Consider the following 22128-nt stretch of genomic DNA (forward strand, 5'->3'; position numbering starts at 1 on the left):
AATGACCATTATTAAACAGTAGGGTAAAATTTAGCGGATGGTATACCCTTTGCTCAAAGGCGCTGCGGCCACTGTGAGTGGCTCAACTTTTTAATCAGATGTCCCTGCTTCCTTCTTATAGAACCGTGTCCTGTCTCTTGGGATGCAGCCTTTTTCTTCACGCACTGCCCGGGCAGACCGCTCAAACCACGGCCGAAGCCGGCCTGGGGGTGAGCGAACGTACCACTCCGGACGAGGCTGCGTTGAGTGACCCGGCGGCGGATGTGCAAAATTTGCCAGTCGAGAGCGACGCCTCCGGCAGCGCCAACGAAAGCCCCCGCGAACGCGGTCGCGTGCTCCAGAAGCGCAACCCGATTGCCTCTGAGTACCAAGCCTTTGGCGATGTGGGCCTCGGCAGCGCCGCCGATGGCGACGGCGAAGGCGTCGACTACCGCGCCTTCTTTCCTGGGTCCACCATCCTGGGCCGCAAAGACAGCCTGCGCACCGGCCTCGAACTCAACTACAACCACATGTCGGGCTCCAGCGCCTGGGGCGGCGGCGTGCAAGGCCTCGTCGGCTGGGGCGAAGACAAATGGGCCTTCGCCTTTCAAGCCCGCTCCTCGGCGGCCGACCGCGCGGTAGAGCACTATGAAGCCTATTGGGCCACGCTGCGCGGCGGCTACGATGGAGACGATGCGACGACGGACGATGAAGCCTACTTCCTCGACCGCCCGCGCTACTCGCGCGACACGATTTATACGCGCGACAACCGCTACACGGGCCAACTGGAGTGGGCGCCGAGCGAAAATCAGCTCTTTTACCTGCGCGCCTTCTATCAGGACTACTACGACCGCTTTTACCGCAACCGCCTGGAGCTGCAATTCGGGGCGGGCGACTTCGATGTGCTTGCCAGCGAAGGCGACACCGTCACGCAAGGCCAGGTGGAAGACGGCCGCACGCGCCGCTATTTTGGCGACACGATCACCAACCGCGAGCGCTACCGCCTGACAGCGGGCGGCGAGACCCGTTTTGACTGGGGCGCGATCAGCTACTCCGCCTTTTACCACAAGTGGGATATGTCTGACATGTGGTGGGACTGGAATTTCAAGGACTCCGGCCTCGACATGCGCTACGACATCAGCGATCCGGCCTTCCCGACCTACGAGATCCTCAGCGGCCAGGACCTGATGGACACCAGCACGGCAGAATTCCAGAGCCTGCGCCTCCACCCGACCGAAACCACGGATGAAGATTACGCAGGGCGGGCCGATGTTGAGTACCGGCTGGAAACTTTTGACCAGCCGATCTGGATCTACTCGGGCGTGCTCCACCGCGAAAAAAAGCGCACCAACCGCGAAGATCGCGAAGTCTATAACCCCGCCAATGGCGGCTTCACCCTTGATCGGGTCGATCAGGCTTACGCGCCGGGCACCATCGTCCGCGACCGCTTTGAGCAGCCCGCCGGTCTGGCCGCGACCCCCGGCGCCCATTTCTTCTACGATAACAAGGACGCTTACTTCGGCTTCGAGGAAAACGCCTCCAAGCTCGAATCTTACCAGCAGACGTATGACGCCGAGGAGGCCGTCTCGGGCGGCTACCTCCTGCTGGCCAGCGCCCTGGGCAAGTGGAACGTGTCCGCCGGCCTTCGCGCCGAACACACCAAGACCGACACGCTCGGGATCGAGCAGGTGCCGGTAAGCGTCAACGACCCCAGCGTGGGCCGCGAAATCGACCAGGTGGGCGATGTGGTGGTCAAGGAGCGGACGGCGAACCGCTCGTATTGGAATTACCTCCCGTCCTTCCAGCTCGAATACAAGCTCGCCGAAGACTGGACGCTGCGCGGCGCCTGGTCGCAAGTGCTCATGCGGCCCCAGTATTTCGACATCGTTCAATACCGCCGCGTGGCCATCCCCACGCAGACCATCAGTGAGGGTAACCCCAATCTGGAACCGACCCGGATCAATCAATACCAGTTCGGCATCGTCCACGGCACCGAGAGCTGGGGCACCCTTTCGGTCGAGCTCTACTACCTGGAGATCAGCAACTTCTTCTACGGCGCGGCCGATACCGAATACATCGGTGGTGCTCCCTACACCGTCAGCCGCGTCGAAAACGGCGAAGAAGGCCACATTCAAGGCTTTACGGCTCAGTGGGACAAGCGCTTCAAGCTCACGGAAACCTGGGCGCTGGCCACCTCGCTCGGCTATACCTATTCCGACCACGAGGCAAAAATCGACACTCCGACCCGTCCGGACGAGACGATTGCCGTGCCGGGCCGCTCGGATCACCTCGCGCAGGCGCGGGTGGATTTGAACGACGACCGCTACCGCTTCTCCCTCGGCTTCTCCTATCAGAGCGAGTCGTTGGACGATGTGGACCAGAGCGCAGGTCGCGATACTTACCGCGAGAAGGTCATTTCCTTTGACGCGGCGGCCAGTCGCGCGATCGGCGAACACTGGCGCGTAGGGGTGCAAGTCTTCAACCTGCTGGATTCGCCCGAGCGCAGCTACATGGGCGACGAGCTGCGCCAGACGAAGAACCAATACAGCCTCTGGTACGGCGTGGTGAGTGCTGACTATACGTTCTGATCGCTCACCCTTTTATGCCGCGCGCTTCCCTCTGGCACCTCTCGCTCCATCAGGGCCTGCTCTCCCTGCAGGCTCAGGCGGCGTGGCTGCTGGTGCCGCTGTGGGGCGCGCAAATCGGCTGGGGCCTGCAGGAGACGGGGCTCGTCCTCGCTGCGCAGGCGACCGGCACTGCCGTCGGCTCTGTGCTCGCCGGCCTGTGTGCGGCTCGTTGGGGCGCGGCCCGGATGGTCCGGTGGTCGTCCTGGCTCGTGGCCGCTTTTTCGCTCGCTTTGCTCGTGCCGCAGGCGGGCCTTTTTTATTGGGCCGCGTTGAGGGCGCTGGCAGGAGTTGCCACCGGGCTCAGTCGCGGTCTGGTGCCGATGGTGGCGGTGCGCGGCGAAGATTCGCCCCGCCGCTCGCTGTCGCTCTCCACTGCTGGCTATGTCGCGGGGCAGGCGGCGGGCTTGCCCTTGGCGCTGGTGGTAGGCGCGGCCATTTCTCCGGCCTTTGTGCTGGGTGGGCTGGGCGGCCTCTTGCTGGTGTCGACTGCGGTGCTCCGGCTGGCGAAGGATGCGCCCCCGGCGGCGGTGCAGAAAATCCGGGCGCTCTGGCAGGCGTTGGGGCAGGAGGTGCGGACGCCTGCTACGCTGGGCACCGCGAGCCTCTATGCTGTTTCTTTCGCCATCGGCGGGGCGCTGCTGGCGTATTTACCAGTCTGGTGGACCGAAGAAAAGGTGCGCAGCTCCGGTCAACTGGCGGTGTGGCTGTGCATCGCCGGGGTGGTACAGGCGGGGGTGTTGATTTTGCTCAGCCAACTACAGGTGCAGCGCTCGGTGGTGCGCCGGATCGGCGGCTGGATGTGCGCCTCCGGCCTTGTCTGCCTGACGGGGCCGCTCTGGTGGCAGCTTTCGCCCATGAGTGCCGGGGTGTGGGTGTTGCTGATGCTGGTGACGCGCGCTGGCCGGATCCCGGCGATCCAGGAGAGCCTTTTTGCGCGTGGCAGCGATGCGAGCCAAGCGGTGCGCTTGAGCCTGTGTTACGGCGTCGCGGAGCTGGGCCGTGCGATGGGAGCCTCGGCTGCGGGGTGGATTTACCCGCAGGGAGGATTTGCCGGGGTGGCGCTGGCCAGCGGGCTCTTGGCGGCGCTGGCTCTATTGGCATTGCCATGGCTTTCCCACTCTCAAGAAGTGGGCTGGCAAAATAAAGGCACGCCCGCCTCGGAGTAGGACCTGTGCAGAAGATGTCCCGAAAAACTGCGGCGGTCCCATCCGAGGCAGCGTAAGACGCATATTTTATCCAATCTGGTCAAAAATCAACCGAAAAGCACCGTATATCTTTGCTCAACTGTTTACTTTTAGCCAGACTGGAGCCGGTAGGATGCCGCTGATGTCAAAAATCAGCCGAAAATCTTCCGCATCGCCCGCTCGCACTGATCCATCTCTCGGCGATTGCCCATGCTGGTGCGGCACCAGTCTTCATAAGGCGGGAAGGGGCGGCCAATGAGCAGGCCTTCTTCCTTCATCGCGGCCTCGTAGTCGCGGATCGGCATCTTGATCTCGTGGAAGACGAAATTGCCATGCGAGGGCGTGTAGCGCAGGCCCAACTCGTCGAGTAGCTGCGTATACCGCGTACGCTCTTCGCGGATCAGGCGGCGCGAAAGCTGGTGAAAACTGTCGTCGCGCAAGCTCACGCGGGCCGCTGCCACGCCCAGCCAGTTGGGGCTCGACATCTTGAAGTGCTCCAGCCGCTTGGCGATCTCGGGTGTGGTGATGGCGTAGCCGAGGCGGTGGCCGGCCAGCCCGTGCATCTTCGAAAAAGAGCGACCGATGATCACCGGCAGGCCCTCCTTGACCAGCGGCACCATCGTCTGCTGGCGAAACTCATCGTCGAGGTCCAGATACACCTCGTCGAGGAACACCGTCGTGCCGGGGGTGACGCGGCGGATAAAACCCTCGATCTCGGCGGGCCCGTGGCGTGTGCCGCTGGGTGTATCGGGGTTGCAGACGTAGACGAGGCTCGTCGCGCTATCCACCTTGGCCTCCATCGCGGCGAGGTCGTGCTTCATGTCGCTCTCGCGATGGGGGATCCATTCGACGTGGGCGCCCATCTTCTCCGCGCACTCCATCAGCCACAGGTAAGTGGGCTCGGTCGCGATCAGCGTGGCGCCGGGGTGGCCGTAGGCAAAGCCCGTCAGGCCCAGAATCTCGTCGCAGCCGTTGCCCAGCACGATGTTCTCGCGCTGCACGCCCTCGAGCGCCGCAATGTCGTCGCGCAGGATCGACTCTTCGCGCCAGGGGTAGCGGCAGCTCTCCGGGGTGGCGTTGAAGATGGCCTGGACGACGCGGCGGGAGGGCCCGTGCGGGTTTTCATTGCCCGCCAGGTTGATGTATTTGAGATCCGGGTAGCGGGCGATCAGGCCGGCATCGGGCGCGGCCGCAGGCGTATTGGGGTTGGTGGCGGTGGCTTGGCCGCCCAGGCGGCTGCCAAGGGCGCCGGCGAGCAGAGTGCCGCCCGAGAGTTGAAGCCAGCGACGACGGGAAAGGGTGGGGAAGTCCATGCGTGAGAATCGGGAATGGGTTTTAAAAATAGAAACGGCCGCCAGGAAAGGCGACCGTTAACTGAGGCGCGGCACTGCCGCGAGGAGGGCGGGCAGCGGCGCGAGATCAGGTAGAAATCTTGCCTTTCTGCTTCATCACCTTCTCGAAGACCTCGTAGAAGACGGCCATCTCTTCCTCCGAGCCGATGCTGATGCGGGCCCAGTCCATCAGGGGAGGGAAGGGGCGACCGATCAGGACCTGCTCGGCGGCCATATCGGCCTGCAGTTCTTCGATCGGCACGCCGGTGTGCACAAAGATGAAGCTGCCGTTGGGTTCAGCATATTTCAGGCCCCAGGCGTCCAGTTTGGCCTTAAATTCGTCGCGCACCTTGTGATACTGCTCGACGTTGTAAGCGAAGTGGTCCTGGTCCTCGATTGCGGCCACGGCGGCCACGGCGCTGAGGATCGACGGATACTGCATGTGGTAGGGCTCAAGCTTCTCGAGGACCTGCGGCTGGGCGATCCCGTAGCCGATGCGCAGGCCAGCGAGGCCCCATGCCTTGGAGAAGGTGCGGGAGACGATCAGGTTTTCGCGCTGTTTGACCAGCTTGGCCATCGAGTGCTTTTCCAGCCCGCCCGGAGCCAGCTCCAGGTAAGCCTCGTCGATAAAGATCAGCACGTCCTTGGGGGCGGAGAGGATGAACTGGCTCAACTCGATCGGGTTGGGCACCGTGCCGGTCGGGTTGTTCGGGTTGCAGATGTAGACGATGGCAGTGTTTTCGTCCATCGCCGCCTTGATCGCCTTCAAGTCGACTTCGAGCTTGCTGTTGAGCGGCACCGACTTGAACTCGCCGCCCTGCTGCACAAACGAGTCCGTCAGCTGCGTATAGCCAGGCGTGGAGGAGACGACGTTCTTGCCGGGTTCGGCGTAGGCCATGGCCGTCATCAAGAGTACCGGGCCGCTGCCGTCGGTCTGGATGATGTGGTTGGCGGGCAAGCCTTCGCGGGCGGCCAGCGCCTGTTGCAAGGCCATCGCTTCTTCGCGCGGGTAGCGATTGGCGCCTTGGAGCTTCTGCATAATGGCCATCTGCGACATCTGCGAATAGCCAAAGGCGTTCTCGTTGATCGAGATGTTGACGGGGCCGCGCTCGGCCTCGTCATTGATTTCGTGCTGCGCAAACAGCGGTGCGGCGACCAGAGAGAAGGCCGCGAGCAGGCTGCTTTGCTGCAGCCGGCGGAGGAGGTGGAGACTCTTCAAGTGCGGGGACATCTTGTGTTGAGTGGTTGGATGGAGAGACGAAAAAAAAAGCGGAGCGAGGAAAACCCGCTCCGCCTGGATGGAAAGTTTTAGGCAGCTAGTTTGCCTTTTTCCTTCATCACGCGCTCGAAGACTTCGAGGAAGACTTGCATTTCCTCTTCGGTCCCGATGCTGATCCGGGCCCAGTCGAGCATGGGCGGGAAGGGGCGACCGATGAGCACGTCTTCAGCTTCCATCGCGGCTTGCAGCTCTTCAATCGGCACGCCGGTCTGGACGAAGATGAAGCTGCCATTCGGGTCGGCATACTTGAGGCCCATTTCGTCGAAGCGCTTCTTCACCATGTCGCGCACGGAGGTGTAGCTCTCGACGCTGTAGCTAAAGAAGTCCGTGTCTTGCAGGGCGGCGGTGGCGGCCACGGTGCTGAGGATGGAGGGCCCGCCCATGTGGTAGGGGCGCAGCTTGTCGAGGGTGGCGGGTTGTGCCACACCGTAGCCGACGCGCAGGCCGGCCATGCCGTAGACCTTGGAGAAGGTGCGGGCCACGATCATGTTTTCACGCTGCTTGACGAGCTTGACCATCGAGTTCTTTTCCAGGCCGCCGGGGGCCAGCTCGAGGTAGGCTTCGTCGACAAACACGAGCACATCCTTGGGCGCGGAGAGGACGAATTGGGTCAGCTCCAGCGGGTTGATGATGGTACCGGTCGGGTTGTTTGGGTTGCAGATGTAGACGATGGCGGTGTTTTCGTCCATCGCGGCCTTCACGGCGGCGAGATCGTACTGCAGCTTGTCGTTGAGCGGCACTTCCTTGACGGTGCCGCCGTGGGCCTCGAAGGCGCGCGACAGCTGGGTGTAGCCAGGGGTGACCGTCACGATATTCTTGCCGGGCTTGGCGTAGGCCAGGGCCGTCATGACGAGCACGGGGCCGCTGCCGGCGGTCTGGATCACATGGTTGCTGGGCACGCCTTCACGGGCGGCGATGGCATTCTGGAGTTCCACCGCTTCAGCAGCCGCATAGCGGTTGGCGCCCTGGAGCTTCTGCATGATGGCCATTTGAGCCATCTGCGAGTAGCCGAAAGCGTTTTCATTGCCGTTGATCTTGACGGGCGCGCGCTCGGCGTCGTCGCTGATTTCGTGTTGGGCAAAGACCGGGGCCGCGATCAGCGCCAGAGAGGCCAGCAGGCCGCTCATCCGGAGCCAGCGGGGGAGACGGAAGTTGAGTGTATCGGTGGACATCTTTTTCGGTTTTGTTAAAAGGGATCGGTTGATCGACAGTCCTTTGAGCACAGGTCGTGCCGGTTGAATCCCTAATGTTGAGTATTTGTTGAGGGAATGGCTTGCGTTGAGTGCTCTACCCGGTGCCACACCGGTATTATAGGGCTGAATCGCCTTGATTAGAGGGCTGAGGGCGGATGCTCGCTTTCGCTCAACGGTGGGTGGACAAAAAAAACCCCCGCCCGCCGCAGAGCGGCAAGGCAGGGGTGGTCGCGTGATCAAAAAGCTTGTTGAGTAAAATTGATCAGGCGGCGAGCTTGCCCAGATCCTTCATCGCGCGCTCGAAGGCTTCGAGGAAGATTTCCATCTCCTCCGGGGTGCCCAGGGTGACGCGGGCCCAGTCGAGCAGGGGCGGGAAGGGGCGACCGATGATCACGTTCTGCTCTTCCAGCTTGGCGTTGAGCTCCTGGATCGGCACGCCGGTGTGGATAAAAATGAAGCTGCCGTTCGGGTCGGCGTATTCGATGCCCATCTCATCGAGGCGCTTTTTCACCATCTCGCGCACCTGCGTATAGCTCTCGACGCTGTAGTTGTAGAAGTCGGTATCCTGGACTGCGGCCGTGGCAGCCACTGCGCTGAGGATCGAGGGCCCACCCTGGAAGTAGGGTCGCAGCTTTTCCAGCGTCTGGGGCTGGGCCACGCCATAGCCGATGCGCAGGCCCGCCATGCCGTAGACCTTGGAGAAGGTGCGGGCCACGATCAGGTTGGGGCGCTGCGAGACGAGTTTGACCATTGAGTTCTTTTCGAGGCCCCCCGGTGCGAGGTCGAGGTAGGCTTCGTCGATAAAGATCAGCACGTCCTTGGGCGCGGAGAGGATGAACTGGGTCAGCTCCAGCGGGTTGACGATGGTGCCGGTCGGGTTGTTCGGGTTGCAGATGTAGACGACCTTGGTGTCGGCGTCGATGGCCTGCTTGATCGCGGCGAGGTCGTACTGCAGCTTGTCGTTGAGCGGCACATACTTGGCCTCCCCGCCGGCCGAGACGAAGGCGTCCGTCAAGTCGGTGTAGCCCGGCTGGGTGGTGATCACGTTCTTGCCCGGCTCCCCGTAAGCGAGGCCGGTCATGGTCAGCACGGCTCCGCTGCCGGCGGTGACGAGCAGGTGGTCGGTCTTTACCTTTTCGTCGGCGGCCAAGGTCTGCTGCAGCTCCTGGGATTCGGCCGCGGCGTAGCGGTTGGCGCCCTGCAGCTTCTGCATGATCGCCATCTGGGCCATCTGGGAGTAGCCGAAGGCGTTTTCGTTGTAGTTGATCATCACCGGCGCCTGTTCGGCGTCGTCGCTGATCTCGTGCTGTGCGCGTAGCGGGCTGGCGCCGAGGGCCAGGAGCGCCAGCAGCGAGCCGGTGCGGAAGAGCGGAAGACGATTTACGGAATGGAAGTGGGTGAGCATCTCGCTGGATTGGTTAAAAATGCACATTAAATGCGCCTATCCCTAGAGCATTGGGTGTGCCGACGCATTATTTTGTTTAGTGATGTTGAGTGAAAGTGCGCGTAATTGTTCAAGTTTACTCTACGGCGGGGTTGGCATCCTTCCCGCTGTAGAGCCAGCCGTCCCGAACGCGGTCCATTTTGGGCCGCATCCATTTTCAACCTCGTTTTCAGTCATTGAATATGTCTCTTCCTACCCCCCTGACGCGGCGTGAGTTCGTAATGCGCCTTGGTGGCGGTGCCCTCGCCGGTCTCACGGCGCTGGGCCTCATGTCGCGAGCCAGCGGCCAGGGAGTTGCGCTCGACGGGCTCACCCCGGTCGATTCCCGCAAAGCCAAGAAAGTCGTCATCCTCGGGGCCGGTATTGCCGGCCTCACTGCCGCCTACGAGCTCCAGAAGCTGGGGATCGAGAGCGTGATCATCGAGCCGCGCGCCAAGGTTGGCGGCCGCTGCATCACCATCCGCAAAGGCGATGTGATCGAGGAGACCAACGGTTACAAACAGACCTGCCAGTTCGACGAAGGCCAGTACTTCAACCCCGGCCCGGCCCGCTTCCCGCAGTGGCACGTGACGATGGACTACTGCCGCGAGCTGGGGGTGCCGATCCAGCCTTTCCTCGCCGTCAACGAAAACGCCTGGTTCTACAACGAAGGCGAAGGCCTCGGCCCGTTGAGTGGTCAACGCATCCGCCAGCGCGAGGCCAAGGCCGACCTGCGGGGCTATGCCGCCGAGCTGCTCGCCAAGTGCGTCGACCAGGACAAGCTCGACCAGCCGCTCTCCGCCGAAGACAAGGAGCGTCTGCTCGACTTCCTCACCTACGAGGGCCAGTTGGGCCGCGGCAACCGCTTTAGCGGCGGCACGCGACGCGGTTTCGACGTCTGGCCCGGCGCCGGTCTCCAGGAGGGCGAGATGGGCGAGCCCAACAAGATGGACGCGCTCCTGCAGTCCGAAGTCTGGAAGTTTTTCCACCGCGCCAATGAATACGAGTACCAGGCGCAAATGTTTACACCCGTGGGCGGGATGGACAATATTGCGCACGCCTTGGCCAAACAGGTGAGCAATAAGATCATTCTGGGCGCCAAGGTGAAAGAATTCCGCCACACCAACCCTGGTATCCGCGTCGTCTACGAAGAAAACGGCGTCGACAAGGAAATCACGGGCGACTTCGGCATCGTCACCATCCCGCCGACGATCCTCCGCAAGCTGCCGAATGATTTTTCGCCCATGTTGAAGAACACGCTCAACGTGGTGCCCTTCCAGAACAGCAACCGCATCGGCCTCCAGTTCAAGCGCCGCTTCTGGGAAGAAGACGACCGCATCTTTGGCGGCATTACCTGGACCAACCAGCCGATCGGCGAAATCTATTACCCGAGCGAAGGCTTCTACGAAAAGAAGGGCGTGCTCGTGGGCTACTACATCTTCGGCCCCGTCTCCGACGAGCTTGGCCGCAAGACCCCGGAAGAGCGCCTCGAGTTCGCGCTCTCCCAAGGTGAGAAGATCCACCCGCAGTACCGCAAGGAGTTCGACAACGCCGTCAGCTTCAACTGGTCGACCACGCCTCACATCGAAGGCTGCCTCGCCCACTTCCCGAAGGCGATGATGAAGACCTTCTACCCGCTGCTGATCAAGCCGGAGCAGGAGACCTACATCGCCGCCAGCTGGGCCACCCACCTCGGCGGCTGGCAGGCAGGCGCGTTTGAAGCCGCCCGCCTCACCGTCAAGAGCATCTACGACCGCATCCAAGCGGCCTGATTTCCACCCGTTTTCCGAAGATGTCCCACCCGATTTCCACCCGACGTGAACCTTGGCAGTGCTGGAAGGTATGGGTCGCCGTAGTCGGCGTCGCCCTCTGCCTCCAGATCATGCTCTGGATCGCCGTGCCGCCCGAGACGTCGCCGCTCGGTCGTCACGACCCGAAGACCGGCACCTACCTCACCTGGGCCCGACAGGGCCACGGGGGCGGTCGGCTCGACTTGAAGGCGCTGGCCGCTTCGTCTGGCGGGGATTCGCAGGGTGGGGGCGGCTCGATGTATTACCAACTCGCCGCCCTGCCCGAAGTCGTCGAAAACGGCGAGGCGCAGTACAACATGTTCTGCCTCTCCTGCCACGGCGGCCCGGCCACCACGGGTGACGCGCCCAGCAACCTCTTCGACCCGGTGTGGCACTATGGCGACGGCCCCGACGGGGTCGCCCACATCATCCGCAAGGGCTATCCCGACGGCGGCATGCCGGCCTGGGAAGCCATGATCGAGCCCGACGTGATCGACGCGATCGTGGCATACCTCTTCAGCCACCAGGAGAAGCCCGCTTCCTGAGAAGCGCGGCACGACCTCCCTCTCACCCGATTTACAAGATGTCCCTCGCCTCTTCACTCAACACCCGTGCCGCCCGTGTCGGGGTGGGGCTGAGCCTCCTGCTCGCCTCGCCCTCGCTCATTGCCGCGCGCTATATCGACCAGAAGACCTACGACGAGTTTCTGGAAGTCACGCTGCACAACGATTCGTTCTTCACGATCAGCAACGCGTGGATTCTCATCTGCACCGCCCTGGTCTTTATCATGCACTTGGGCTTTGCCTCGCTCGAGGCCGGCCTCACGCGCAGGAAGAACACGATCAACATTCTCTACAAGAACGTGTTCGTAATCACCTCGGGCCTCATCCTCTACGCCCTCATCGGCTACCGCACGATGTACCCGGGCACGGATTTCAACGGCTTCATGCGGCTCGGCTTCGGCCTCGGCGCCAATCCGGACGACTACTTCGACCTGATGACGCCGCTCTACGCCGAATACACCTACTGGACCGATTTCCTCTTCCAGGGCATGTTTGCCGCCACCGCCGCCACCATCATCTCCGGTGCCGTGGCCGAGCGGATCAAGCTGGGTGCGTTCATGATCCTCACCATCTTCATGGTCGGCCTCGCCTATCCCATCGCGGGCTCGTGGACCTGGCAGGACGGCGGCTGGCTCAACCGTCAGGAGTTTCACGACTTTGCAGGCTCCAGCGTCGTCCACGCCTTCGGCGGCTTTGCCGCACTCGCCTGCGTGCTCCAGCTCGGGCCGCGCCTCGGCAAGTATAGCAAGGATGGCATCAAGCCGATCATCGGCCACAGCATGCCGATGGCAACGATGGGTGCATTCCTGCTCTGGTTTGGCTGGTTCGGGTTCAACGGCGGCTCCGTGCTCAGCGCCCACCCCGAGATGATCAGCCTCGTTCTGGTCAACACCTGCCTCGGCGGCGCGGCGGGCGGCCTCACCTGCATGATCGCGACGCAAGTGATCGTAAAGAAGCCCGACCTTTCGATGATCCTCAACGGCATGCTCGCGGGCCTCGTGAGCGTCACCGCCGGTGCCGACTACATGATGCCCTACGGCGCGATGGCCGTCGGCGCGGTGGGTGGTGTGCTCGTGGTCGTGGCGGTCGTCCTGCTCGACAAGTTCAAGGTCGACGACCCGGTGGGCGCGGTGGCCGTGCACGGGGTGTGCGGTAGCTGGGGTACGATTGCGGTCGGCTTCTTCGGAGGGGCCAACCTGCTCACGCAGCTGCTCGGCACCCTCAGCTACTCGATCTTCGCCTTCGCCTTTGCCTTTATCGTCTTCTTCCTCATCCGCATCACCTGGGGCGTGCGCGTCGCGCCGGAGGAAGAAGAAGAGGGCCTCGACCTCGCCGAACACGGCCAGGAAGCCTACTCCCTGGAGGGTTAAACCATGCCAGAAACGACAACTTCCGAAACCACTGCCCCCGCGCAGTCCACCCCGCCGGAGTCGAAAAAGCCGGCGGGTGCCAAGAAGAGCAAATGGCAGCTCTTTCCCGGCTTCTCCCCGTGGCTCGTGCTCGGCGTCTTTGCTACCGCCGTCGTGATCCGGCTTGTGCTCGCGCTGCTCTCCCAAGGGCAGAACAGCAACGTCACCAGCCACACCAACCCAGAGCTGCCTTACGCCGAGCTGGTGGAAGTCGCGCCCGGCTCCAGCTACTTCTTCACCTGGGGCGTCACGGCCAGCCCACGCACGAAGGAGATTGCCCGCACGAGCACCGACGACCGCTACGGCGATACCTACTCGCAGTCCCGCCAAGTCCTCTCGACCTTGCAGAGCGACCTCAGCGAAGTGGGCCTCAGCCTGCGCGACGTCGTCAACGTCCGCGCCTACATCGTGGGTGACGACGGCGAGGAGCCCGACTTCGCGGCCTGGAACAAGGCCTTCATGGAGTTCTTCGGCACCTGGCACAACCCGCACGTGCCCGCCCGCACCACGCTGGGCATCACGCGCCTCTTCAACCCCGATTACCGGGTCGAAGTCGAGTTCGTGGTAGCCTTCCCCGACGGTCGCGGCCCGTTCGACGAAGGTAGCTGGTTCGATAAGCGCCACCAGCGCCTCAGTCGCACCGAGACGAGTGAAAACTGGCTCTCTTATGGCCGCCCCTCGTGGGTCATGAGCACCGGCAAGGCCACCGCGCCCGGCACCGATCTGTTTTTCTCCGCCCAGGTGCGCCCGGCCCCCCTCATGCCCAACGCGCCGCCCGCGCTCCAGATGTTCGGCACCGTCGATCAGCAGACCGCTTCGATCTTCAAGGAGATGAGCCAGACGCTGCAGGAAGCCGGCCTTGGCTACGAAGACGTGTTCTTCGTCCGCACCATCGTTTATCCCGACCCGCGGACCTCGATCGGTCATAGCTTCTCCAGCTTCAACAAGACCTACGGCGAGTTCTTCAACAACGACAAGAACCCGAACCGCCCGACGCGGACCCTCATGTCGGCCCCCGGCCTCACCGGCAAGAAGCAGTACCTCTCCATCGAGTTCTACGCCGCTTACCCGGAGGCCAAGGAAGGTGACATCCGCGAAACCGTGGGTGAAGCCGGCGGTCTCGGCACGCAAGGCGCCGTCGGTGGACGCGGGACCCGCGTGAGCAAAGACGGTCGCATGCTCTGGCTCAGTGGCACCATTGCCTCGACTTCAGCCGAAGAGCCGCTCGAAGCCCAGCTCGCCAGCGCGCTGGAAGGGGTGGAGCGCCGCCTCGCCCTCGCGGGTGCCACCAAGGAAGACATTACCGCCGTGCGCGCCTACCTCGTCTACGACTCCAACGCGATCCAGATGCAGCAGGAGATCACGGCGTGGGAAAAGTTCTTCCAGGAGAACCTCGGCGAGGTGAACCCGGCCGTCACCACCCTCCCGGTGGTCTCCCTCCCCGGTGGCTACCGCGTGGAGCTGGAAGTCCAGGCCGTCATCGCCGACGAGTAGCTTTCATAGCAGAAACACATAGATCTCGCGCAAATCCATCCAAACCCGGTCGGTCCACCCGACCGGGTTTTTTAGGGGTGAATGAGGTTTAGGTCTTTATCTTTTGTTTTTGTTTGTGTAGGAAGGGTTAAACCCAATTAGTAACTATGGAAAGCGAATGGTTTGAGGATTACTCTGAAGATGAAGACCTTCTTGTAAGGGAGTATGATATTACGTCGACTCCCAATGATTTTAATGTTGCGACTTTGTTTAGTTTTGTAGAGTCCGGTGCGGTCTCTATTCCAGGCTTTCAGCGTAACTTTGTTTGGGACATTAAGCGGTCATCGAAGTTGATTGAATCTCTAATATTAGGGCTCCCAGTGCCCCAGTTGTTTCTCTACGAGCAGGCTAGAAATAAGTTTCTCGTTATCGACGGACAACAGCGATTGATGTCAATCTATTATTTTAAGAAGCAGAGATATCCGAGAAAAGAAAAACGCGGGGAATTGCGGGCTATATTTGAAGAAAATGGAGGAATTCCAGACGACATCCTTCACGATGATGAATATTTTTCAAATTTTCGTCTTTCTCTTCCTGGACGGCTTCCTGAGAAAAAGAACCCATATTCTGGTAAGTCATATTCAACGCTCGGAGAATTCAAGGTTCAGTTTGATTTAAGGCCTATACGTAATGTCGTTGTTAGACAAAACTCGCCCGAGGGCGATGATTCATCGGTCTTTGAGATATTTAGCAGGTTAAACTCTGGAGGTGTAAACTTAACGCCTCAAGAAATTCGGTTGAGTCTCTATCATTCAGCTTTTTATGATATCCTAATGAGGATGAATATGAGTGAGGGGTGGCGGAGGATCTTGTCCAATGATACACCTGATCTCCACTTGAAGGATGTTGAGGTGATGTTACGGCTTTTCGCGGTGCTTATTGATCATCAAAACTATTCGTCTTCAATGGTGAAGTTTCTAAATCAGTTTTCACGGAAGTGTCAGCAGAATGATGAAGAAATGAATGCTTACTTAATTGGGCTTTTTAACTCGTTCATTGCGGCATGTGGTAATCTTCCGGATCGCGCATTTTTGAGCCGTAAAACCGGTCGCTTCAGTATCGCGCTTGTTGAGGCTGTCTTTACAGCAGCTTCACAGCAAGCATTCGCAGAACGGAGATTGTTGAATGGGATGCTTGAAATTGATGAAATCGAGGAGCTGGCCAAAGATGAGACCTTTGTCGAGGCTGCAACTAAGGCTTCCACTCATACTTCAAACTTAACCATTCGGCTGGAGCGCGGTCGGCATTTTATCACCTCGCTTTAGGGTATGAACCATCAGCCAACAATCGTTGACAGGTTGATGGAGGATTTCTCTCTTCTGCAGAAGGAAATCGACGTCAAATCGCCTTCGTTGAAAGTTACAGCCGTTGATGTTTTTGGGAAGACGCTTCTCTTAGCTGCTGCGTCTTACTTTGAGAAAAAGATCACCAGTATTCTTGTAGATGAAGTGGAGAGGCGCTCGCCATCGGACGTCCTGATTATTGAATTCTTTAAGAATAAAGCGTTAAGCCGAAATTATCACACCTTCTTTGCCTGGGAATCAAAGAACGCCAACGCCTTTTTTGCGCTATTTGGCGACGGATTTAAGGATTACATGAAAGACTGTTGTAATAATGACGAAGATCTTCGAACTTCAATTCGAGCTTTCCTGGAGTTGGGGAACGACCGTAATCGTCTCGTACATCAAAACTTCGGAGAGTTTGTTATGGAAAAAAATGTTGAAGAGGTCTATGATTTATATTGCAAGGCAATACGCTTTGTTGAGCGAATTCCTGTATGCATGAAGAACTTTGTCGCTGAACAGGAAAAAGGGGCTTAATCCTACATCCCTGCCACCACGGCTGCGGCGATGACCGTCACCTGACCGGCGAAGATCATGATCAGGCTGGCGATCGCGCCCTCTTCCTGGCCGATTTCGAGGGCCTTGGCCACGCCCGCACCGTGTGCGCCCATGCCAAAGAGGGCACCGCGGGCCAGAGGCGAGCGCACGGGCAGGTAGCGCAGCAGCGTCTCGCCTACGGCAGCGCCGAAAAGGCCTGTCAGCGCAGTGAAGACCGCCGTCAGCTCCGGGATGCCGCCGAGGCGCAGGGAAGCGTCCATCGCTAGCGGGGTTGTCACCGAGCGCGGCAACAGGCTCGCCCGCAGCTCAGGCGAAAGATCGAAGACATAGGCGAGGCCCCACGCGCTGGAGACCGCCAGAATGCTGCCCACGGCCACGCCCACGCACATCAGCTGCCAGTGGCGGCGAATCAGCGCGCGGTGGCGGTGCATGGGGATGGCAAAGGCGACCGTCGCCGGGCCGAGCAGCCACACCAGCCAGTGGGTGCCGCTCAGGTAGTCGTGATACGAGGTGCGCGAGGCGAGGATGAGCAGCCCGCAGCCCGCCCAGGTTACGAGCAGGGGGGAGCTCCACCACTTGCCTTGCCACCGATGCAGGCGCCGGGCCGCGAGATAGATCGCGAGGGTGCAGACGCACCAGAAAAGGGCTTTAGCGAGCATGGGCGCGATGCAGGCGAAGGCCGACCTCGACGACGCAGGCAGTGCCGCACATCACGATCAGCGTGCTCAGGAGCACCGTTACCAACAGCTTGACCCCCAGCAGGCTCAGGAACTCCGGGTGGTCGACGGCGGCGAGCATGGCGGGCACGAAGAACAGCATCAGGTGCCGCAGCAGGTTGTCCGCGCCGTGCTCGAACCAGTCGAGCCGCACGAGCCCGCGGTCGAGCGCGAGCCACAGGATCACGAGCGCCAGCAGGCTGCCCGGGATGGGCCAATGCAGCGCCGTGGCAAGGGTCTGGGCCAGCCACCAGAGCGCGATCAACGCGGCGGCCTGGACCCACGGCAGGCATGAGTGTAGACGCTTGCGCGTGGTTGCAGAACAGATGGAGGATTCCATGCCGCGCATTATACCAGCGTCCTTTGGATTCCAGAAATGAATTGAAGGAATGTTGTCTATTCCATATGGGAATCGAATGGAGCTGCGACATTTGGAATGTCTGGTCGAGGTGGTGCGCCAGGGAGGCTTCTCGGCGGCGGCCCGCGTGCTGGGAACGACCCAGCCGACCGTGAGCAAGGCGCTGGGCCAACTGGAGCACGAGTGCGGCGCCCGGTTGCTCGACCGGCTGGGGGAAGGCGTGCGCCTGACCGATGCGGGCGAGACGGTGATGAAGCGAGCCGTGGCCATGTTGGCCGAGCGCGATCACTTGCTGGCCGAGCTGGCTGCGCTCAAGGGCCTGCAGACGGGGCGCTTGCGGCTGGGCCTGCCGACCTTGGGCAGCAGCGTGCTCTTCGCGCCCATGGTGGCGGCTTACCGGCAGCGTTACCCGGCCATCGAGATCGAGCTGCGGGAGCAGGGCAGCCGTCACCTGGAGGAGCTGGTGCGGGGCGGCGAAATCGAAATGGGCGCGACCCTCGACCCGGTGCCCGAAGACCTCGACTGGCGCCTGCTGGTCGACGAGCCGCTCGTGGCGCTGTTGCCGCTCGGGCACCCGCTGGCGGGCCGCGACACCGTGAAGCTGCGGGAGCTGGCGGCAAGCCCCTTTATCCTCTTCGAATATGGCTTCGTGCTCAACGCGATCCTGATGAGGGCCTGCCGCCAACGCGGGCTCAGCCTCAACGTCGCCACCCGCGGCGGCCATGCCGACTTCATCATAGCGCTCGTCTCGACCGGCTTGGGCGTCTCCATGCTGCCGCGCCTCGAAGTCGAATCCCGCAGCAACCTGCCCGTCCGCACCGCGCTGATCGACGAGGCCGACCTGCGCTGGCGCCTCGGGCTGATGTGGCGGCGCGGGTCCACGCTCTCGCCCGCCGCGACTCGTTGGCTCGATCTCGCGACCGAGAAGGTGAAGAAGCACAGCCACTCTCACCGGGAATAATCCGCATTGCTGGCGCCTCGGCTAAACATGGCTTCGCTCGCGAATCAGGACTACCGCCTCGCTCACTCGCTGGCCCGCTGGGGGCTCGGAATCAACATCGCCCTCCACGGCTACACCCGCCTGCCCACGCTCGGCAGCTTTGCCGCCACCATGCAGGAAAACTTTGCGCAAACGATCCTGCCCGGCGGCCTCGTCTACGCCACCAGCTACCTCATCGTGCTGGGGGAGGTCCTGATCGGCACTCTCCTGGTGCTCGGCCTCTGGCTGCGGCCCACGCTGATCGTCGGTGCCGCCCACATGATCCTGCTCATCACCGGTGCCTGCCTGATCCAGAACTGGAGCGCCGCCGGCACGCAGATGGTTTACCTCGCCTTTTACGTCGTCCTGCTCGCGACCGCCCGCCACGCCGGCTTTCTGATAGGGCGGCGAGACTAAAGCGCCTCGGGGAGGGGGTGCCTTTCTATTCCTAAAGGGACCCGGGGTGTCGGTCCGCTGATGCGGACCTCAACCCCGCGCAAAGAGCTGGCAAGCCTCTGGCTTGCTGGATGATGCATCATCCCGGAGGGATGCCAGCTCGATAGCCTGCAGTTGAGGTTCGCAAGCCGAACCGACACTGCAGGTAGCCGTTCGAAGAACGAAGCACCCCGGAGGGCTGCCACGCAGACGCCTATAATGCACTAAAGCGCCTCGGGGGAGGGCGGGGGCACATAGGCCGCCCGGGCCTTCCTCACTTCGGGGTAGTGCGTATCGGCCCACTCCACCAGCGGCGTCAGCACGCCGACCAGCGATTCCCCGAGGCCTGTCAGCTTGTAGTCCACGCGCGGGGGCACGGTGGGGAAGGCTTCGCGGCTCACATAGCCGTCGCGCTCCAGTGTGCGCAGCGTCTTGGCCAGCATGCGCGGCGAGATGTCGCCAATCGCGCGCCGTAGATCGCTGAAACGAATGGTGCCGGAAGACATGCCGGCCAGCGCAAGCACGCTCCATTTGTCGCCCACGCAGTCGAGGACATTGCGGATGGGGCAGGGGCTGGCGTCGTCGGTAATGGGAGGAAACTGCAGGCTCATGGGCAAAATGGCTTTGGTTACCCAGCGGTAACCGGGTTACGAAAAAGACCCTTCTTGTGCGGGTAAGAGGTCTTTGGTATCATCTGGTGCATAAGTTACCAAAAAGAACTAAAGGAGATCAAGATGATTGCCATTACTGCTGCAACTGGCCAACTCGGCCGCCATGTAACCGAGCAACTGCTCGCTCAAGTCCCCGCCGCGCAAGTCGTGGCCGTGGTCCGCAACCCGGCCAAGGCCACCGACCTCTCCGCCCAGGGCGTGACGGTGCGCGCCGGTGATTACAACGACAAGGCCTCGCTGGTCGCGGCCTTCCAAGGCGTGCAAAAGGTGCTGCTCATCTCGTCCAACGAGATCGGCCAGCGCGCCCGCCAACACCAGAACGCGATTGATGCGGCCAAGGAAGCCGGTGTGTCGCTGCTGGTCTACACCAGTCTGCTGAAGGCCGATACGTCCCCGCTCAGCCTTGCCCCTGAGCACTTGGCGACCGAGCAGGCGCTGAAGGCCTCTGGGGTGCCTTACGTCATCCTGCGCAACGGCTGGTATAGCGAAAATTACGCGGGCTCGGTCCCGACGGCGTTGGCGCACGGGGCCTTTGTGGGCAGCGCCGGGGAAGGCCGGATCGCCTCGGCGGCGCGCGCCGATTATGCGGCGGCGGCGGTCGTGGCGTTGACGCAGGACTTGACCGCCAACCAGACCTTCGAGCTGGCGGGCGACGAGGCTTATACGCTAACCGAGCTGGCCGCCGAAATCTCACGCCAGTCGGGCAAAGACGTGCCATACGTAAACTTGCCGGAGGCTGAATACGCCGCCGTGTTGTCTCAGGCAGGCTTACCGACCGATCTGGCGCAGGCGATTGCGGGTTGGGACGCCGGAGCCGCTCAAGGGGCCTTGTTCGACGACCGCCAGGTGCTCAGCCAACTGATCGGCCGCCCGACCACTCCCCTCAGCGCCACCATATCGCAGGCGCTACAGGCCTAAAACACCACCGTCGCCACCAGTTGGTAGCTCACCAACTGGCCTTCGGCGGGTGGCAGATCTTCCGGGTCGTAGCGGCGCTGGAGCAGGGCTGTGCGGCTGGGTTCGATCAGGCCGTAATGGGTCGTTTCGATCAGCTCGGCCCCTGTCACTTCGCCGCTGGGCGCAACGGTGAGCAGAAAGCTCGCGCGCCCACCGGCGAGGGCTTCGAGATCGGCATGCGCCGGGAAGACCGGGATCGGGTCCGCCACCGGCTCGGGGGCTTCTTCCGCTGCGATGCGGATGACGACCGCCAGCGGCACCACCGGCTTGGGTTCAGGTTCCGGCACCGGCGCCGGTGCGGCTTCCACGAGCGGCTCGGGTTCGGGCTCAGGCGTCGCCACTTCCGGTTCGCGCACGATGCTGACCGGGGGTGGCGGGGCTGGCGGAGGCACCATTACCTCCTCTCGCTGCGGCTCGACGCGACGAATCTTGGCCGAGCCCATGGGCACCGTCTGGTTGCCGCCAGATTGGGCGCAGCCTGCAAAAAAGCCCCAGAGCAACCCGAAGGCTGCCAGCTGGGGCGTTAAACTGGACCGCAGTCCGCGCATGGGTCTGCCTTAGCGGGCGAGGACTTCGCGGATGCGCTTCAGTGCCTGCTCGGTCTTTTCGGCAGTGTTGAAGGCGCTGAGGCGGATGTGGCCTTCGCCGCACTTGCCAAAGCCGGCACCAGGGGTGCAGACGACGCCCGCTTCGTTGAGCAGCTTGTCGAAGAAGTCCCACGACTTGCCGCCGGTCTGGATCCAGACGTAAGGGGCGTGATCGCCGCCGACGCAGTCGTAGCCCAGCTCGATCATGGTCTCGCGGATCTTGCGGGCATTGGCCATGTAGCCGTCGATCAGGGCCTGCACCTGTTGCTTGCCCTCGGGGCTGTAGATGGCGGCTGCCGCGCGCTGCACGGGGTAGGACACGCCGTTGAACTTCGTGCTGTGACGGCGGTTCCAGAGCTGGCGCAGCGGCACGGGGTTGTTGTCCGGGTCGTAGGCCACGAGGTCTTGCGGCACCACGGTGAAGGCGCAGCGCGTGCCGGTGAAGCCCGCGTTCTTGGAGAAGCTGCGGAACTCGATTGCGCACTCCTTGGCGCCTTCGATCTCGTAGATCGAGCGCGGCAGGTTTTCGTCCTGGATAAAGGCCTGATAGGCGGCGTCGAAGAGGATCAGCGCGCGGTTCTGGCGGGCGTAGTCCACCCAACGCTTCAGCTGCTCCTTGGTGGCGATGGCGCCGGTCGGGTTGTTGGGGAAGCAGAGGTAGATCAGGTCGACCGGGGTCTCGGGCAGGTCGGGCGTGTAGCCATTGTCCGCCGTCGAGTCGAGGTAGGTCAGGCCTTCGTAGCGACCGTCGATGAAGCGACCGGTGCGGCCCGCCATCACGTTCGTATCCACGTACACAGGGTAGACCGGATCGGGCACGGCCACGGCGATGTCGGTGCCGAAGATCTCCTGAATGTTGCCGCTGTCGCACTTCGAGCCGTCGGAGACGAAGATCTCGTCGGCGCTGATGTCGCAGCCGCGGGCCTGGAATTCATGCTCGGCGATGGCTTCGCGGAGGAACGCGTAGCCCTGCTCGGGGCCGTAGCCGTGGAAGCCGTCGCGCGTGCCCATTTCGTCGACCGCCTGCTTGAGGGCGGTGCGGCACACCTCGGGCAAAGGCTCCGTCACGTCGCCAATGCCCATCTTGATCAGGGGCTTGTCGGGGTTGGCCTTTTGATAGGCGGCAACGCGTTGGGCAATATTGCTGAAAAGGTAGGAAGCCTGCAGCTTCTGGTAGTTCGGATTGATCCGGATCATGGCGAACCTGCCACCGTAGGCACCCCGGCCCGAAAGGCAAGACCGGGAAGGAAGGCAATTAAGATGAACAGGAGTT

The 22128-nt window shown here is 61.9% G+C and carries 20 protein-coding genes; 11 read left to right on the forward strand and 9 right to left on the reverse strand.

What is annotated here, in order from left to right:
* The first annotated feature begins 209 nt into the window (after positions 1 to 209).
* Both Q7P63_13945 and Q7P63_13950 read left to right on the forward strand, forming a co-directional pair.
* Positions 210 to 2567 (forward strand): TonB-dependent receptor, encoded by a 2358-nt coding sequence (locus Q7P63_13945; protein ID MDP0501192.1) that lies wholly within the window; start codon positions 210 to 212, stop codon positions 2565 to 2567.
* Positions 2568 to 2581: 14 nt separating this feature from the next.
* Positions 2582 to 3772: an MFS transporter gene (locus Q7P63_13950; protein MDP0501193.1), complete on the forward strand. Its 1191-nt coding sequence runs from the start codon at positions 2582 to 2584 to the stop codon at positions 3770 to 3772.
* Positions 3773 to 3942: 170 nt separating this feature from the next.
* Here Q7P63_13950 and Q7P63_13955 read toward each other — a convergent pair whose 3' ends face one another.
* The 4 genes from Q7P63_13955 to Q7P63_13970 form a co-directional block, all read right to left on the reverse strand.
* Entirely contained in the window at positions 3943 to 5103 is a 1161-nt protein-coding gene (locus Q7P63_13955) for a histidinol-phosphate transaminase (GenBank protein ID MDP0501194.1), read from the reverse strand.
* Between the two features lie 106 nt (positions 5104 to 5209).
* Positions 5210 to 6352: an aminotransferase class I/II-fold pyridoxal phosphate-dependent enzyme gene (locus Q7P63_13960; GenBank protein ID MDP0501195.1), complete on the reverse strand. Its 1143-nt coding sequence runs from the start codon at positions 6350 to 6352 to the stop codon at positions 5210 to 5212.
* A 77-nt stretch (positions 6353 to 6429) separates the two neighbouring features.
* On the reverse strand, positions 6430 to 7572 hold the full coding sequence (locus Q7P63_13965) for a histidinol-phosphate transaminase (GenBank protein ID MDP0501196.1): 1143 nt from the start codon (positions 7570 to 7572) through the stop codon (positions 6430 to 6432).
* Positions 7573 to 7855: 283 nt separating this feature from the next.
* Complete coding sequence (locus Q7P63_13970; protein ID MDP0501197.1) at positions 7856 to 8998, reverse strand: histidinol-phosphate transaminase; 1143 nt, start codon at positions 8996 to 8998, stop codon at positions 7856 to 7858.
* A 221-nt stretch (positions 8999 to 9219) separates the two neighbouring features.
* On the opposite strand from Q7P63_13970, the gene Q7P63_13975 reads away from it, so the two are divergent.
* From Q7P63_13975 to Q7P63_14000, 6 genes are all read left to right on the forward strand, one after another.
* Complete coding sequence (locus Q7P63_13975; GenBank protein MDP0501198.1) at positions 9220 to 10788, forward strand: flavin monoamine oxidase family protein; 1569 nt, start codon at positions 9220 to 9222, stop codon at positions 10786 to 10788.
* Between the two features lie 20 nt (positions 10789 to 10808).
* Positions 10809 to 11351, forward strand: coding sequence for a cytochrome c (locus Q7P63_13980; GenBank protein MDP0501199.1), 543 nt, complete (start codon positions 10809 to 10811; stop codon positions 11349 to 11351).
* 38 nt (positions 11352 to 11389) lie between these two features.
* On the forward strand, positions 11390 to 12739 hold the full coding sequence (gene amt / locus Q7P63_13985; protein ID MDP0501200.1) for an ammonium transporter: 1350 nt from the start codon (positions 11390 to 11392) through the stop codon (positions 12737 to 12739).
* A 3-nt stretch (positions 12740 to 12742) separates the two neighbouring features.
* Positions 12743 to 14272, forward strand: a complete 1530-nt coding sequence (locus Q7P63_13990; GenBank protein MDP0501201.1) for a RidA family protein — start codon at positions 12743 to 12745, stop codon at positions 14270 to 14272.
* 146 nt (positions 14273 to 14418) lie between these two features.
* Positions 14419 to 15576 carry a DUF262 domain-containing protein gene (locus tag Q7P63_13995; protein ID MDP0501202.1) on the forward strand — a complete coding sequence of 386 codons (1158 nt, stop codon included), beginning with the start codon at positions 14419 to 14421 and terminating at the stop codon, positions 15574 to 15576.
* Between the two features lie 3 nt (positions 15577 to 15579).
* Positions 15580 to 16131, forward strand: a complete 552-nt coding sequence (locus Q7P63_14000) for a HEPN domain-containing protein (GenBank protein MDP0501203.1) — start codon at positions 15580 to 15582, stop codon at positions 16129 to 16131.
* Between the two features lie 2 nt (positions 16132 to 16133).
* On the opposite strand, the gene Q7P63_14005 is transcribed toward Q7P63_14000, so the two are convergent.
* Both Q7P63_14005 and Q7P63_14010 read right to left on the reverse strand, forming a co-directional pair.
* Positions 16134 to 16811 carry an LrgB family protein gene (locus tag Q7P63_14005; protein ID MDP0501204.1) on the reverse strand — a complete coding sequence of 226 codons (678 nt, stop codon included), beginning with the start codon at positions 16809 to 16811 and terminating at the stop codon, positions 16134 to 16136.
* Positions 16801 to 17208, reverse strand: coding sequence for a CidA/LrgA family protein (locus Q7P63_14010; protein MDP0501205.1), 408 nt, complete (start codon positions 17206 to 17208; stop codon positions 16801 to 16803). Before Q7P63_14010 ends, Q7P63_14005 begins: the two co-directional genes overlap by 11 nt.
* Positions 17209 to 17284: 76 nt before the next feature.
* Between Q7P63_14010 and Q7P63_14015 the strand changes: the two genes are divergently transcribed.
* Together Q7P63_14015 and Q7P63_14020 are read left to right on the forward strand one after the other, a co-directional pair.
* A complete protein-coding gene (locus Q7P63_14015; protein ID MDP0501206.1) occupies positions 17285 to 18187 on the forward strand; it encodes a LysR family transcriptional regulator in 903 nt (300 codons plus the stop codon).
* 27 nt (positions 18188 to 18214) lie between these two features.
* Positions 18215 to 18622: a DoxX family membrane protein gene (locus Q7P63_14020; GenBank protein MDP0501207.1), complete on the forward strand. Its 408-nt coding sequence runs from the start codon at positions 18215 to 18217 to the stop codon at positions 18620 to 18622.
* Positions 18623 to 18864: 242 nt separating this feature from the next.
* Here the strand turns inward: Q7P63_14020 and Q7P63_14025 are convergent, their stop codons facing one another.
* On the reverse strand, positions 18865 to 19251 hold the full coding sequence (locus Q7P63_14025; protein ID MDP0501208.1) for a helix-turn-helix domain-containing protein: 387 nt from the start codon (positions 19249 to 19251) through the stop codon (positions 18865 to 18867).
* 123 nt (positions 19252 to 19374) lie between these two features.
* Between Q7P63_14025 and Q7P63_14030 the strand changes: the two genes are divergently transcribed.
* Positions 19375 to 20229, forward strand: coding sequence for an SDR family oxidoreductase (locus Q7P63_14030; GenBank protein MDP0501209.1), 855 nt, complete (start codon positions 19375 to 19377; stop codon positions 20227 to 20229).
* Here Q7P63_14030 and Q7P63_14035 read toward each other — a convergent pair.
* Positions 20226 to 20816, reverse strand: a complete 591-nt coding sequence (locus tag Q7P63_14035) for a hypothetical protein (GenBank protein ID MDP0501210.1) — start codon at positions 20814 to 20816, stop codon at positions 20226 to 20228. The two genes, Q7P63_14030 and Q7P63_14035, sit on opposite strands and share 4 nt — an antisense overlap.
* A gap of 9 nt (positions 20817 to 20825) precedes the next feature.
* The gene (locus Q7P63_14040; protein ID MDP0501211.1) at positions 20826 to 22052 is read right to left on the reverse strand and encodes an LL-diaminopimelate aminotransferase; all 1227 of its coding nucleotides are present in this window, start codon (positions 22050 to 22052) and stop codon (positions 20826 to 20828) included.
* Between the last annotated feature and the right edge of the window lie 76 nt (positions 22053 to 22128).

The sequence above is a fragment of the Verrucomicrobiota bacterium JB022 genome, assembly GCA_030673845.1.
In the GTDB taxonomy this organism is placed as follows: Bacteria; Verrucomicrobiota; Verrucomicrobiia; order Opitutales; family Oceanipulchritudinaceae; genus WOUP01.